General features: G+C 69.3%; 17 protein-coding genes. 12 read left to right on the forward strand and 5 right to left on the reverse strand.

All coding sequences use genetic code 11. The annotated features are described in order from the left end of the window. The first annotated feature begins 53 nt into the window (after nucleotides 1-53). From ACFVXC_RS38925 to ACFVXC_RS38940, 4 genes are all read left to right on the forward strand, one after another. Nucleotides 54-806 (forward strand): DUF2993 domain-containing protein, encoded by a 753-nt coding sequence (locus ACFVXC_RS38925; protein WP_389915830.1) that lies wholly within the window; start codon nucleotides 54-56, stop codon nucleotides 804-806. A gap of 204 nt (nucleotides 807-1,010) precedes the next feature. Beyond that, a complete protein-coding gene (locus tag ACFVXC_RS38930) occupies nucleotides 1,011-1,091 on the forward strand; it encodes a putative leader peptide (RefSeq protein ID WP_350893136.1) in 81 nt (26 codons plus the stop codon). Nucleotides 1,092-1,246: 155 nt separating this feature from the next. Then, nucleotides 1,247-2,092: a sulfurtransferase gene (locus ACFVXC_RS38935; protein WP_389915833.1), complete on the forward strand. Its 846-nt coding sequence runs from the start codon at nucleotides 1,247-1,249 to the stop codon at nucleotides 2,090-2,092. A 45-nt stretch (nucleotides 2,093-2,137) separates the two neighbouring features. After that, nucleotides 2,138-2,425 (forward strand): DUF1416 domain-containing protein, encoded by a 288-nt coding sequence (locus ACFVXC_RS38940; protein WP_160505842.1) that lies wholly within the window; start codon nucleotides 2,138-2,140, stop codon nucleotides 2,423-2,425. Between the two features lie 274 nt (nucleotides 2,426-2,699). On the opposite strand, the gene ACFVXC_RS38945 is transcribed toward ACFVXC_RS38940, so the two are convergent. Together ACFVXC_RS38945 and ACFVXC_RS38950 are read right to left on the reverse strand one after the other, a co-directional pair. Then, complete coding sequence (locus ACFVXC_RS38945) at nucleotides 2,700-2,957, reverse strand: DUF3099 domain-containing protein (RefSeq protein ID WP_389915835.1); 258 nt, start codon at nucleotides 2,955-2,957, stop codon at nucleotides 2,700-2,702. An 87-nt stretch (nucleotides 2,958-3,044) separates the two neighbouring features. Further along, nucleotides 3,045-3,407, reverse strand: a complete 363-nt coding sequence (locus ACFVXC_RS38950) for a DsrE family protein (protein WP_389915838.1) — start codon at nucleotides 3,405-3,407, stop codon at nucleotides 3,045-3,047. 320 nt (nucleotides 3,408-3,727) lie between these two features. On the opposite strand from ACFVXC_RS38950, the gene ACFVXC_RS38955 reads away from it, so the two are divergent. Genes ACFVXC_RS38955 through ACFVXC_RS38965 form a run of 3 tightly spaced genes read left to right on the forward strand, consistent with a single transcriptional unit; the run spans nucleotide 3,728 to nucleotide 5,816 of the window. Further along, nucleotides 3,728-4,300 (forward strand): FABP family protein, encoded by a 573-nt coding sequence (locus tag ACFVXC_RS38955; protein ID WP_389915841.1) that lies wholly within the window; start codon nucleotides 3,728-3,730, stop codon nucleotides 4,298-4,300. Between the two features lie 51 nt (nucleotides 4,301-4,351). Further along, nucleotides 4,352-4,816 (forward strand): Fur family transcriptional regulator, encoded by a 465-nt coding sequence (locus ACFVXC_RS38960; RefSeq protein WP_389915844.1) that lies wholly within the window; start codon nucleotides 4,352-4,354, stop codon nucleotides 4,814-4,816. 34 nt (nucleotides 4,817-4,850) lie between these two features. Further along, nucleotides 4,851-5,816, forward strand: a complete 966-nt coding sequence (locus ACFVXC_RS38965; RefSeq protein WP_389915847.1) for a YgfZ/GcvT domain-containing protein — start codon at nucleotides 4,851-4,853, stop codon at nucleotides 5,814-5,816. A gap of 132 nt (nucleotides 5,817-5,948) precedes the next feature. Here the strand turns inward: ACFVXC_RS38965 and dtd are convergent, their stop codons facing one another. Next, complete coding sequence (dtd, locus tag ACFVXC_RS38970) at nucleotides 5,949-6,386, reverse strand: D-aminoacyl-tRNA deacylase (protein WP_389915850.1); 438 nt, start codon at nucleotides 6,384-6,386, stop codon at nucleotides 5,949-5,951. Nucleotides 6,387-6,563: 177 nt separating this feature from the next. On the opposite strand from dtd, the gene ACFVXC_RS38975 reads away from it, so the two are divergent. Both ACFVXC_RS38975 and ACFVXC_RS38980 read left to right on the forward strand, forming a co-directional pair. Further along, entirely contained in the window at nucleotides 6,564-7,184 is a 621-nt protein-coding gene (locus tag ACFVXC_RS38975) for an ABC transporter substrate-binding protein (RefSeq protein ID WP_389915852.1), read from the forward strand. A gap of 65 nt (nucleotides 7,185-7,249) precedes the next feature. Then, nucleotides 7,250-8,239, forward strand: coding sequence for an asparaginase (locus ACFVXC_RS38980; RefSeq protein ID WP_389915855.1), 990 nt, complete (start codon nucleotides 7,250-7,252; stop codon nucleotides 8,237-8,239). 111 nt (nucleotides 8,240-8,350) lie between these two features. Here ACFVXC_RS38980 and ACFVXC_RS38985 read toward each other — a convergent pair whose 3' ends face one another. Then, nucleotides 8,351-8,536 carry a hypothetical protein gene (locus ACFVXC_RS38985; RefSeq protein ID WP_389915858.1) on the reverse strand — a complete coding sequence of 62 codons (186 nt, stop codon included), beginning with the start codon at nucleotides 8,534-8,536 and terminating at the stop codon, nucleotides 8,351-8,353. Nucleotides 8,537-8,790: 254 nt separating this feature from the next. Here ACFVXC_RS38985 and ACFVXC_RS38990 point away from each other — a divergent pair, with 254 nt between their 5' ends. Continuing rightward, nucleotides 8,791-9,672 carry a winged helix-turn-helix domain-containing protein gene (locus ACFVXC_RS38990; RefSeq protein ID WP_389915998.1) on the forward strand — a complete coding sequence of 294 codons (882 nt, stop codon included), beginning with the start codon at nucleotides 8,791-8,793 and terminating at the stop codon, nucleotides 9,670-9,672. A 28-nt stretch (nucleotides 9,673-9,700) separates the two neighbouring features. Here the strand turns inward: ACFVXC_RS38990 and ACFVXC_RS38995 are convergent, their stop codons facing one another. After that, nucleotides 9,701-9,889, reverse strand: coding sequence for a hypothetical protein (locus ACFVXC_RS38995; protein ID WP_389915861.1), 189 nt, complete (start codon nucleotides 9,887-9,889; stop codon nucleotides 9,701-9,703). Between the two features lie 125 nt (nucleotides 9,890-10,014). Between ACFVXC_RS38995 and ACFVXC_RS39000 the strand changes: the two genes are divergently transcribed. After that, entirely contained in the window at nucleotides 10,015-10,908 is an 894-nt protein-coding gene (locus tag ACFVXC_RS39000; protein ID WP_389916001.1) for a GntR family transcriptional regulator, read from the forward strand. Nucleotides 10,909-10,937: 29 nt separating this feature from the next. After that, nucleotides 10,938-11,651 carry an HAD family hydrolase gene (locus ACFVXC_RS39005; protein ID WP_389915863.1) on the forward strand — a complete coding sequence of 238 codons (714 nt, stop codon included), beginning with the start codon at nucleotides 10,938-10,940 and terminating at the stop codon, nucleotides 11,649-11,651. The last annotated feature ends 91 nt before the right edge of the window (nucleotides 11,652-11,742 follow it).

Below are 11,742 nucleotides of genomic sequence, written 5' to 3' on the forward strand. Positions count from 1 at the left end.
GCTCGCGGCAAACGTCAGTTGAGTCGGGGGATCAAGGTGGGGGAACACCGGACATGAGCAAGCGCGCCGTACGAATACTTCTGATCGTCGTCGTGATCCTGGGGGGTCTGTTCGTGGGCGCCGACCGCCTGGCGGTCGGTTTCGCCGAGGACGAGGTGGCGAAGAAGCTGCGTTCGAGCGAGGGCCTCAGTCAGACGCCCGACGTCTCCATCAAGGGCTTTCCCTTCCTGACGCAGGTCGTGGGCGGCACGCTCGACGACGTCGAGATCGGCATGCGGAACTACGAGGCCACCTCCGGCTCCGACAAGATCCGCATCGCCGATCTGGACGCCCGGATGCAGGGCGTCGAGTTCTCGGGGGACTACAGCTCGGCCACCGCCGAGAAGGCCACCGGCACCGCCCGGATCTCGTACGACGAGCTGCTCAAGGAGGCACAGGGCGAGCCGGTCGAGCTGCCGCTCGGCGCCACCGGCAAGGTCGTCGGGCTCTCGGACGGCGGCAACGGCAAGGTCAAGGTCGAGGTCGAGGTGAGCAAGGGCGGTGCCAAGCTGCCCAAGCCGGTGCACGTCATGAGCTCGGTGCGGGTCGAGGGCGACACGATCAAGGTGGACGCCGACCAGATCCCCAAGAAGATCGACGTCATGGGCGTATCGATTCCCCTCCCCGAGGGCATGGTCCGCGATGTGACGGACTTCGAGGAGAAGGTCAGCGGGCTGCCGGGCGGCATCAAGATCGACGAGGTGGAGCCGGCGCAGGACGGCGTGGACATCACGGTCAAGGGGACGAACGTGAAGCTCGCGGGCTGAGGCCCCTCCGGCGGGCCCATCGGCCTGCCGTTCCGCAGTACGAGACAGAGCCGTCCGCGCCATGGATGCGGCAGGGGTGAAGCCCTCCCCCCGCCCCCGCGCGGGCGGCTCCGTTCGTCGATCGATCCCACATCGTGGATGATCGCGTCTCATCATTCAACATGCCGGTGACACGGCCGCCCTCGCGTCCTTACGATCGGACGCATGCACCGACAGGCGGACCTCACGAAGCGGCGGGCAGTGGACCTGTGCCGCGTCGCCGCCATGCTCTGTCGCACCTTCTGAGCGGGAGCCCCGACTCCCGTATCCCCCGGCCCGTTGACCTCGTCAGGGCCACCCCGTGCCGCGTACGCCGCGCCACCGCGCAGTCACAGCACGTACCCGGCGCCCCCTCGCACAGCACCAAAGCCCCGCCGTAACTGCCCCGGAGGAGACAAAGTATGAGCCGCAGCGACGTCCTGGTAGACGCCGACTGGGTCGAGGCCCACATCGACGACCCGAAGGTCGTCATCGTCGAGGTCGACGAAGACACCTCCGCGTACGACAAGAACCACATCAAGAACGCGGTCCGCATCGACTGGACCGACGACCTCCAGGACCCGGTCCGCCGCGACTTCGTGGACCAGGAGGGCTTCGAGAAGCTCCTCTCGGCCAAGGGCATCGCGAACGACACCACCGTCGTGCTCTACGGCGGCAACAACAACTGGTTCGCGTCCTACGCCTTCTGGTACTTCAAGCTCTACGGCCACCAGGACGTGAAGCTCCTCGACGGCGGCCGCAAGAAGTGGGAGCTCGACTCCCGCGACCTGGTCGACGGCGACCAGGTGCCGCAGCTCGCGGCCACCGCGTACAAGGCCAAGCCGCAGGACACCTCGATCCGCGCCTTCCGTGACGACGCGGTCGCCGCGATCGGCACCCAGAACCTGGTCGACGTGCGTTCGCCCGACGAGTTCAGCGGCAAGCTGCTCGCCCCGGCGCACCTGCCGCAGGAGCAGTCGCAGCGTCCGGGTCACATCCCGTCCGCGCGCAACATCCCGTGGTCGAAGAACGCCAACGACGACGGCACCTTCAAGTCGGACGACGAGCTCAAGGCCCTCTACGAGGACGAGCAGGTCGACCTCTCCAAGGACACCGTCGCGTACTGCCGCATCGGTGAGCGTTCCGCGCTCACCTGGTTCGTGCTCCACGAGCTCCTCGGCGTCGAGAACGTCAAGAACTACGACGGCTCCTGGACCGAGTACGGCTCCCTCGTCGGTGTGCCGATCGAGCTCGGCGCCAACAAGTAACCCTCCCCGCCCCCCCCGGCAGTGACCAGTTAAGGAAGAACGCATATGTGTGGAGCGAAGGCCGGCGGACCCGACGCCTCGACGATCAAGCCCGGCGAGACCACCATCCAGGGTCAGGTGACCCGCGACGGCGAACCCGTCAGCGGCTACGTGCGCCTGCTCGACTCGACCGGCGAGTTCACCGCCGAGGTCCCGACCTCGGCGACCGGCCAGTTCCGCTTCTACGCGGCCGAGGGCACGTGGACGCTGCGCGCCCTGATCCCGGGCGGCACCGCCGACCGTACGGTCGTGGCGCAGACGGGCGGCCTCGCGGAGGTCGCGATCGCGGTCTAGCTCCGCACGCGCCTCGCGCACTGCTCCGCAGGCTGCGAGGCGCCGCGTCGGACTCCGTCCGCCGACTCCGTGCGGGCGGAGTCCGACGCGTATGAACGGCCGAGGGCCGTGTCCCTGGGGGGTTGGACGCTTCCGTATCCGGGACGCGGCCCTTCGCGCCGTTCGGCACCAGAACGCGTCAGCCCACCGGATGCGGCCCCTCAGTGGTCCTCAGTAATCCTCGGCGGTCCTCAGCGGCCCTCGGCGGTCCTTCGGCTGGCAGCCGCTCCTGTGGTTACCGCCGGTGCTTGCCGTCCAGTTCGTCCCACCAGTCGTCGGACTTCGAGTCCCCCGAGGGGTCGTCCCACCAGCGGTCCTCGGGGCCGCGCCGGTTGGCCACGATGGCGGCCAGGGGCGGGATCACCATCGCCACCACGCACATCCCGACGGCGACGGGAATGGACCAGAGCCGCACGACGGCCCACGCCAGGACGAAGAGGGCGATGCACGTGCCCATCATGGCGAAGTACGCATGGCGACGTCGCGCGAACATAAGGCCAGCGTACGACTGGGTTGCTCAGTAGGCGAGCGTCAATGGACGAGTGCTCGCGCGCCTCGGTGGACGAGTGCTCGCGCGCCGTCAGTAGACGAGTGCCTGCGTGCCGTCCGTCATGGCTTCCTGTACGAACACCTGTGCGCCCGCGATCCGCACTCCGTCGATCACGTCCTTCTCGGTGATCTCGCGACGCGCCGCGCACTGTGTGCAGAGCGTGATCTGTCCGGCGGCCACGATCGAGTCGATCAGATCGGGCAGCGGCGCCGCGTGCGGCAGCTCGAACTCCGCCGCGCGCCCCGGCAGCGCGAACCACGCCGACTCGCCCGTCAGCCAGAGCGAGACCTCCACTCCGCTGGCCACGGCAACGGCCGCCACCGTGAACGCCTGCGAGCAGCGCTCGGGAGCGTCGGCCCCGGCGGTCACCTTGATCACGAGCTTCTTCGCCATGGCCGCATCGTAAGGCCGACGGGGGGACCACCCATAAGGCCACCCATAAGGCCACCCATAAGGCCGCCCGTAAGGCCACCTCGCAGAGAGGCGCGGGGCGCGCACGACTACAGTGGGAGCGGCTCTGATACCTGCCCCACTAGCTCACCCCATAGCTCACCGAGGAGCACCCCGTGCTTGAGGCCTTCTTCTCCGCCCTGCTGGTTCTGGTCTGCGTCGGCGTTCTCGCCTTCGCCGGACTGTCCGTGAAGAAGCTGTACCAGGGTCAGCGCTGAGCCCCGTACACCCCGTACGCCACCTAGAGATCGCCTGAGCTTCCCATGATCGAGATTCCGTCCGACCTGCACCCCGACCTCGTGCCCCTCGTCTGGCTCCTCGGCAACTGGGCCGGCGCGGGCGTCACCGACTTCCCCGGCGCCGAGAAGGCGAACTTCGGTCAGGAAGTGTCCTTCTCCCATGACGGGCGGGACTTCATCGAGTACCACTCGCACACGTGGGTGCTCGACGCCGAGGGCAACAAGGTCAAGCCGCTGGAGTCCGAGTCGGGCTTCTGGCGCGTCGACAAGGACCGCAAGGTCGAGACCGTGATGGTCCGCGACGACGGCGTCGTCGAGGTCTGGTACGGCGAGCTCGCCGACCAGAAGCCGCAGATCGACATCGTCACGGACGCGGTGGCCCGCACGGCGGCCTCCGGCCCGTACACCGGCGGCAAGCGTCTTTACGGGTATGTGAAGGGCGACCTGATGTGGGTCGGCGAGAAGCAGACCCCCGAGGTGCCGCTGCGGCCGTACATGTCGGCGCAGCTGAAGAAGGTCGTCTCGCCCGAGGACGTCGCCGAGATGGCCAGGGGCCTGGGCGATCTGCCGGACGACGGCATCGCCTTCTTCAAGTAGGCGGCCGGTTCTTCAAGAGGGCCGCGGGCCCGTCTGGCCTAGACTGCCTGTGTGGCAAGCACCGACTTCGACTGGAAGAGCGACCTGCGACAGCGCGGCTACCGGCTGACGCCGCAGCGTCAGCTCGTCCTCGAAGCCGTCGACGCCCTTGAGCACGCGACCCCCGACGACATCCTCTGCGAAGTGCGGAAGACGGCGTCGGGGATCAACATCTCCACGGTGTACCGGACCCTGGAGCTCCTGGAGGAGCTGGGTCTTGTCAGCCACGCGCACCTGGGGCACGGTGCGCCGACGTACCACCTGGCGGACCGCCACCACCACATCCATCTGGTCTGCCGGGACTGTACGAACGTCATCGAGGCCGATGTCTCCGTGGCGGCCGAGTTCACCGCGAAGCTGCGGGACTCGTTCGGCTTCGACACGGACCTGAAGCACTTCGCGATCTTCGGCCGCTGCGAGAACTGCTCCGCCGGGGAGAACGGCCCCGGGGGGGAGAACGGCCCCGGCAAGGAATAAGAACGCCCGCCGCCGGGTCGTAGTGTGGGTGAACATGAAGAGCCCCCTCCTGTCCCTGCCCGGCGCCGTCCCCGCCGAGGGCGTGGACGAAGGCGTCGCCGCCCACTACGGCGATCTGTTCCGTGAGCAGCGCGCCCTCGCCGACGGCACCGGTTTCGTCGATCTCTCGCACCGCGGTGTCGTGACCGTCTCGGGACCCGACCGGCTGAGCTGGCTGCACCTGCTGCTCACGCAGCACGTGACCGAGCTGCCCGTCGGGCAGGCCGCCGAGGCGCTGATCCTCTCCGCGCACGGCCACATCGAGCACGCCCTCTATCTCGTCGACGACGGCGAGACGGTGTGGGCGCACGTCGAGCCCGGCACGCAGGACGCCCTTGTCGCGTACCTGGAGAGCATGAAGTTCTTCAACCGGGTCGAAGTCGCCGACCGCACGGACGAGTTCGCGGTCGTGTACCTCCCCGCCGGTTCGATCGCCCCGGTCCCGGAAGGCGTCGTCGTACGCGAGACGCCGCACGGCCGCGATCTGTTCCTGCCGCGTACGTCTCTTGAGCCGTACGCCGACAAGAACGGCCCCGCGATCGGCATCCTCGCCTACGAGGCGCTGCGCGTGGAGGCGCACCGGCCGCGGCTCGGCTTCGAGACGGACCACCGCACGATCCCGCACGAGCTCGGCTGGATCGGCACGGCCGTGCATCTGCAGAAGGGCTGCTACCGCGGCCAGGAGACGGTCGCCCGCGTCCAGAACCTGGGCAAGCCCCCGCGCCGCCTGGTCTTCCTCCACCTGGACGGCAGCGAGGTCCATCTGCCGGTGGCCGGGACCGAGCTGCGTCTCGCCTCGGAGGGCGAGGAGGGCCGGAAGCTGGGCTTCATCACGACGGCGGTACGCCACCACGAGCTGGGCCCGATCGCGCTGGCCCTGGTGAAGCGGAACGTGCCGCTCGACGTGGGGCTGCTCGCGGGGGCGGTGGCGGCTTCGCAGGAGGTCGTGGTCGAACCGTAGGGGTCGCAGATGCGGGGCAACGGGGTGGGCGGGCCGGAAGAAACCCGCCGGGGTGGGCGGGCCGGAAGAAACCCGCCGGAGCGGACGGGCCCGAAGAAACCCGCCCCGAAGCGGCGGTTCAGTTCGGGCCTGTCACATCTCGATCAGCACCGTGAACGGCCCGTCGTTGGTCAGTGACACCCGCATCTGTGCGCCGAAGCGGCCGCAGGCCACCGTCGCGCCCAGCGACCGAAGTTGGGCGACGACCTCGTCCACCAGGGGCTCGGCGACATCGCCGGGCGCGGCGGCGTTCCACGTAGGCCTGCGGCCCTTCCGCGCGTCGCCGTACAGCGTGAACTGGCTGATGACAAGGAGCGGCGCGTCGATGTCCGAGCAGGACTTCTCGTCGGCCAGCATCCGAACGGACCAGAGTTTGCGGGCCAGTTGGGCCGCCTTCTCCTTGGTGTCCTCGTGGGTCACCCCCACCAGGACGCACAGGCCCTCGCCGCTGATCTCGCCGACCGTCTCGGGGCCGTTCTCGCCCTCGACGACGACACTCGCTCCGTCCACCCTCTGCACCACAGCACGCATATGGCCCATCATGCCTGCTCCGTACGGCCGCGGTGGCCGCCGGATGCGCCGCCCGCGGGGGTGCCGTGAACCCCCCATCTGGGGTTGATTGGGGCACTCGCTCACATAGCGGCCACCCGGGGTGGCACCATGCTCACACGCGGTGTACCGCGCCGGTCGAGGGGACGGTAGAGCCACATGAGCACATCAAGTACGGGGCAGCCGCCCGGATCCGTGTCGCTGACCCGCACGAGCGCCGCACGACGTGCGAACGTGCCGCGGCCGCCCATGCAGCGCACGGGCGGCGCGGTCCTTTCCGGGCAGCCCGAGCACGACCTGGCCGCGCTGCTCCTGCGCGAGCTGCGCGAGTTGCGCAGGGACGCGCAGCAGAACGAGGCGGACCTGAGCTATGTCCGGCGCCTCCTCCAGGGGCGGATCGACATCCTGCGGGCCGAGGTCGCGCGCCGCAAGGACCCGACGGCGCCGGGCCCGGAGGGGCCGCTCGTGCTGCGGCTCTCCGAGATCCTCACGGACGGCCCGGCCCGGCACCGCTCGTCGGCCCGGCATGTGACCCTCGGCACGCCGCACAGCGCGGAGTACGGCCTCCTGGCCACGGAGATGCTGGCCGAGGTCGAGCTCTCCGACCTGGACGCCCGTACGGACGACGAGCTGCACACGGCCATGGGGCGGCTCACCCGCTACGAACAGCAGGTTTCCCGGCGCCGCCAGCAGCTCCAGCACACGGCGGACGATTGCAGCGCGGAGATCGCCCGCAGGTACCGTGAAGGCGAAGCACAAGTGGACGACCTGCTCGCCTGACCGGTGACCCCGGCTTTCGCGGGCGGCGCCGTCACGCCACCCCCCCCCGCCCCGGAAGGCCGAAGATGACCTCGACGTCCGCCGAGTCCGCAGCCACCCCTGCCATACCCCCGGTCATACCCCCGGTCCTCGCCGAGGTCGTGCGTTCCGGCTTCGTCGAGGGCCGTCACAGGGGAAGCCTGGTGCTGCTCGCGGCGGACGGCGGCGTGGAGCTGGCCATGGGGGACGTGGGCGCCCCCGTCTTCCCTAGGTCCGCCAACAAGCCGATGCAGGCGGCCGGTGTGCTGCGGGCGGGGCTCGACCTGTCGGGCGAGCGGCTCGCGCTGACGGCGGCGAGTCACTCCGGGGAGGGGTTCCACCGGGACCTCGTACAGAAGATGCTGGCCGAGCACGGCCTGACGGCGGCGGACCTGCAGTGCCCGCCCGACCTCCCGCTCGACGCGGTCGAGGCCGAGACATATCTGGCAGCGGGTGCCATTCGTGACCGGGTCACGATGAACTGCTCCGGCAAGCACGCGTCGATGCTGGCGGTGTGCGAGCTGAACGGCTGGCCCACGGATTCCTACCTGGACCCGCAGCACCCCCTCCAGCAGCTGATCCTCCAGGTGGTCGAGGAAGCGGCGGGGGAGAAGGTGGCGGCCGTCGGCACGGACGGCTGTGGCGCCCCGCTGATGGCGATCTCCCTGACCGGCCTCGCCCGCGCCTTCCGCCACTTCGTCCTCGCCCCCGAGGGGACGGCGGAGCGCCGGGTCGCGGACGCGATGCGGGCCCACCCCGAGTACGTGGCAGGGACGCGCCGCCCCGACACGTGGCTCATGCGGGAGATCCCCGGTGCGCTCTCCAAGATGGGCGCCGAGGCGGTCCAGGCGTTCGCGCTGCCGGACGGCCGTGCGCTGGCCTTCAAGGTGGATGACGGCGGGATACGGGCCCTGGGCCCCGTCCTGGCCCGTGCGCTGCGTATGGCGGGCGTGGAGGCGGACGTACTCACCCGCGTCGGCCGTGCGCCCCTGCTCGGCGGCCCCACCGAGGTGGGGGAGATCCGGGCGGCGTTCTAGCCGCCGCCCGAGACCTCCCCCCTCCCACTCCCACTCCCCCTCCCTCGGATCAATGACTGACCGGGCTCCCGGCTCCCCTCCGGATGGGAGAACCCGGTCAGCCAGCACTTGTCAGCCCGACTGGGCGAGCAGCAGGACGAGGAGCGCGGCCCCCACGCCGCTGATCTTGGTGTTCTTGGCCTTGACGCCCACCGTCAGCAGGACGAAGGCGACGATGCCCAGCGGGCCGTACTTCCACTGGACGAGCTGCTCGAATCCGATGGCGAGGGCGGCGATGACGAGGGCGATGAGCGGCATGACGTTCCCCCCTTCCGGGACGGGGCGGCGAGCCCCGTCCTGCTCGGTCGACGGCCATCCGATGGGCACCCCCCGGCCGCCAACCCCTCAGGGTTCCTGCCAGGCTGCCTAAGTTGGCCGCCAACTTCACCTGAGTTATCTCCGCGATGGCTCGATTAGTAACCACCTTCTGAGCAACTTCACAGCAACTCCCCAAAGTTGGCGCGAAGTTGTACCGTTCGGTTGTGAGCACGGAACCTGCCCCTGTCAAGGGGATGAAGAGGCCGCACAGGTCTCACCGCGAGGTGGCCGACGAGCTTCGCGACCGGATCAGGTCCGGGTCGCTGCGGCCCGGCCAGCGCATGCCCACTCAGGCCGAGTTGGCCGACGAGTTCGGCGTGGAGCGTGGCGCGATACGTGAGGCGCTGCGCACCCTGCAGGGCGAGAACCTGCTGGCGAACGTGTCCAAGGGCAGCCCGGCCACGGTCGCCGAGCCCGCGGGGCACTGGCTGTCCGGGCCCTGCGGCGTCAGGCCGCAGTCGACCATGGTCGGCCTCGCCCCGCGCGTCGCCGCCGCGTTCGAGGCGCCCCACGTGCGGATCGACGCGCTCTGCCTGACCTCCGTCTCACTCACGATGGCGATCGGTGAACCGCTCCGTCAGATCCACGCCGGACAGCGGAAACCGGCCAAGGTCTCCGTCCGCGTACTGCTGCCGAGTCGCAGCATCGACCTCGCCTTTCCCGCGCCGGTGGACAGCGGGGACGACGAGGGCGGCCACGTGCACAGACACTGGCTCGACCAGCGCAACGCGCAGGGGCAGGTCCTGCGCCACAACCTCCTCGCCCTGCGGGCCTCGCACGATGTCGACGTACAGGTCTCGTTCCGTGCGCTGCCGTTCACACCGCCGGTGAAGCTGTATCTCCTCAACGGATCCGAAGCGCTCTTCGCGTACTACACCCTCGCCAGGCAGAGCGAGGAGATCGACCACGAGTACCTGGAGATGTACGACGCCCAGGGCGCGCAGTCGATGCTCTTCCCCTTCCACCAGGGTGACGGGCCGCGGGACACGACGTTCGTGGAGCAGTCCCACCTCTGGTTCGACGCGCTCTGGGGCACGATCAGCCAGGACCTGGACCTGGAGCCGGCGCGCGGCTGACGCGTGAGGGGCTCTGGGCCGCCCGTGACTAGATCGCGGGCCCGGTCATCACCAGCGCGATCACGACCGCGCCGATGGAGCTGCACGTGGGGCTCTTCGTCTTGATTCCGACGGTCAGGAACAGCAGGCCGACGATGCCCGTGGCCCCGTACCGCCACTGCACGAACTGCTCGAAGCCGACCGTGGACAAGGCGGTGAGAAGAGCGAGGACAGCCATGATGGTTCCCCCTTCTGCCATCTCGAATGAGTTGGCAACCAACTTCACTTAAGTTGTCCCCTCTTGGTCCCGCAACATAAACAACTTCAAGACAACTGCCCTGAGATGGCGAGGAGTTGTATCGTCTGGTTGTGACCCAGGAGAACGTTGCAGTGAACGGCAGCAGAAAGCTCACTCCCCAGGACATCGCAGACATCCTTCGCGACCGCATCCGTTCCGGCGACCTCAAGCCGGGCGACCGGCTCCCCACGCAGGCGGTGCTCGCGAAGGAGTTCGGCGTGGAGCGGGGGACGGTGCGCCAGGCGCTGAAGACGCTGCAGGCCGACGGCCTCCTGGCCAACGTGAGCAAGGGCAGCCCGCCACGGATCGCGGCGGAGCCGCCGGTGTCGACTTCGGCGGCCGAGGAGCCGCAGGCCTCGATGGTCGGCCTCGCGCCACGGCTCGCGGCGGCGTTCTCGGAGCCCCAGGTACGGATCGACGTGGTGTCCTACACGGCGGAGACGCTGATCCTGGCGCTCGGTGACCCCCTGCGCCGCATCCACGAGGGACTCATCCGCCCGGAATCGATCAGCGTCCGCATCCTGCTGCCCAGCAGCGACATCGACCTGGCGTTCCCCAGGGCGGTCGACGGCCAGGGAGACGAGGACGGCAAGGTCCACCGGCGCTGGCTCGCGCTGCGCAACACCCAGGGGCAGGTCCTGCGCCACAACCTGCGGGTGCTGCGCGCCTCGCACGGCATCGACGTCGACGTGTCGTTCCGCGCACTGCCGTTCACACCGCCGGTCAAGCTCTATCTGCTCAACCAGAAGGAGGCGCTCCTCGCCTACTACACGATCGAGCGCAGCACGCTGGACCTCGGCAGCGCGGAGTTGGAGGCGTTCGACGTCGCGGGGCTGAAGTCGCCCCTGTTCTCCTTCGACAAGAGTGCGGCCCCCCGGGACGCCGCCTTCGTGGAGGAGTCCCAGAAATGGTTCGACGCACTCTGGGCAACCATCGCGACGGACCTGACACTCTCTTAGTGACTCCTGATACGACGCAGACCGAACAGATGACAGAAGAGATCAAAAGTCTTCGAGAGCTGGTCGTTCGAGCCCGCTTCGTCCTCTTCGACTTCGACGGGCCCATCTGCCAGTTGTTCGCACAGCACAAGGCCGAGCGGATCGCGGCGGGCATGTTGCGCGGGTTGGGGGAGCGGGGCCTGCGCGGTCTGCTGTCCGAGAAGATGCGGGCGGAGGCGGACCCACAGGTCGTCATGCGCGCCGTCGCCGCCCGGCACCCCGGCAGCGATCTGATCACCGAGATCGAGGAGCAGCTCACTCAGGAGGAGCTGACGGCGACAGCGACCGCGTATCCGACTCCGTACGCCGACCCCGTGATCCAGACCTGGGTCAATGCCGACACCCGGCTCGCGGTCACCACCAACAATTCCGCGCGTGCGGTGACGAGGTACCTCGAATCGCGCGGCCTCACGCACTGCTTCGCCCCGCACATCTACGGCCGCACCCAGAACCTCGATCTGCTCAAACCCCACCCGCACTGCGTCACCCGCGCCCTGAGCGCCATGGGCGCGGCCCCCTCCGCGGCGCTGATGATCGGCGACGCACCCACCGACCACGAAGCCGCGGGGCGGGCCGGGGTGAGCTTCCTGGGCTACGCGCGTACCGATCACAAGGAAGAGCTGTTGCGGGCCGCGGGGGTCAGGCCCGAGCACATCGTCAGATCCCTCGAACCCGTTCTCAAGATCCTTCGCGCACAGGGCTGACGCGGGGCTGACGCGGGCCGAGGCGGGTCCGGCGCGGGTCCGGCGCGGGTCCGAGGCGTGCCCGGCGCGGGTCCGGCGCGGGTTCCACACC

This window comes from Streptomyces sp. NPDC058257 (assembly GCF_042881845.1).
Taxonomy (GTDB): domain Bacteria; phylum Actinomycetota; class Actinomycetes; order Streptomycetales; family Streptomycetaceae; genus Streptomyces.

What these genes read in the sequence shown, in the direction of transcription:
- ACFVXC_RS38925 (WP_389915830.1), top strand. Translation starts at nt 54, where the DNA reads ATGAGCAAGCGCGCCGTACGAATACTTCTGATCGTCGTCGTGATCCTG.
- ACFVXC_RS38930 (WP_350893136.1), top strand. Translation starts at nt 1,011, where the DNA reads ATGCACCGACAGGCGGACCTCACGAAGCGGCGGGCAGTGGACCTGTGC.
- ACFVXC_RS38935 (WP_389915833.1), top strand. Translation starts at nt 1,247, where the DNA reads ATGAGCCGCAGCGACGTCCTGGTAGACGCCGACTGGGTCGAGGCCCAC.
- ACFVXC_RS38940 (WP_160505842.1), top strand. Translation starts at nt 2,138, where the DNA reads ATGTGTGGAGCGAAGGCCGGCGGACCCGACGCCTCGACGATCAAGCCC.
- ACFVXC_RS38945 (WP_389915835.1), bottom strand. Translation starts at nt 2,957, where the DNA reads ATGTTCGCGCGACGTCGCCATGCGTACTTCGCCATGATGGGCACGTGC.
- ACFVXC_RS38950 (WP_389915838.1), bottom strand. Translation starts at nt 3,407, where the DNA reads ATGGCGAAGAAGCTCGTGATCAAGGTGACCGCCGGGGCCGACGCTCCC.
- ACFVXC_RS38955 (WP_389915841.1), top strand. Translation starts at nt 3,728, where the DNA reads ATGATCGAGATTCCGTCCGACCTGCACCCCGACCTCGTGCCCCTCGTC.
- ACFVXC_RS38965 (WP_389915847.1), top strand. Translation starts at nt 4,851, where the DNA reads ATGAAGAGCCCCCTCCTGTCCCTGCCCGGCGCCGTCCCCGCCGAGGGC.
- dtd (WP_389915850.1), bottom strand. Translation starts at nt 6,386, where the DNA reads ATGCGTGCTGTGGTGCAGAGGGTGGACGGAGCGAGTGTCGTCGTCGAG.
- ACFVXC_RS38975 (WP_389915852.1), top strand. Translation starts at nt 6,564, where the DNA reads ATGAGCACATCAAGTACGGGGCAGCCGCCCGGATCCGTGTCGCTGACC.
- ACFVXC_RS38980 (WP_389915855.1), top strand. Translation starts at nt 7,250, where the DNA reads ATGACCTCGACGTCCGCCGAGTCCGCAGCCACCCCTGCCATACCCCCG.
- ACFVXC_RS38985 (WP_389915858.1), bottom strand. Translation starts at nt 8,536, where the DNA reads ATGCCGCTCATCGCCCTCGTCATCGCCGCCCTCGCCATCGGATTCGAG.
- ACFVXC_RS38990 (WP_389915998.1), top strand. Translation starts at nt 8,791, where the DNA reads ATGAAGAGGCCGCACAGGTCTCACCGCGAGGTGGCCGACGAGCTTCGC.
- ACFVXC_RS38995 (WP_389915861.1), bottom strand. Translation starts at nt 9,889, where the DNA reads ATGGCTGTCCTCGCTCTTCTCACCGCCTTGTCCACGGTCGGCTTCGAG.
- ACFVXC_RS39005 (WP_389915863.1), top strand. Translation starts at nt 10,938, where the DNA reads ATGACAGAAGAGATCAAAAGTCTTCGAGAGCTGGTCGTTCGAGCCCGC.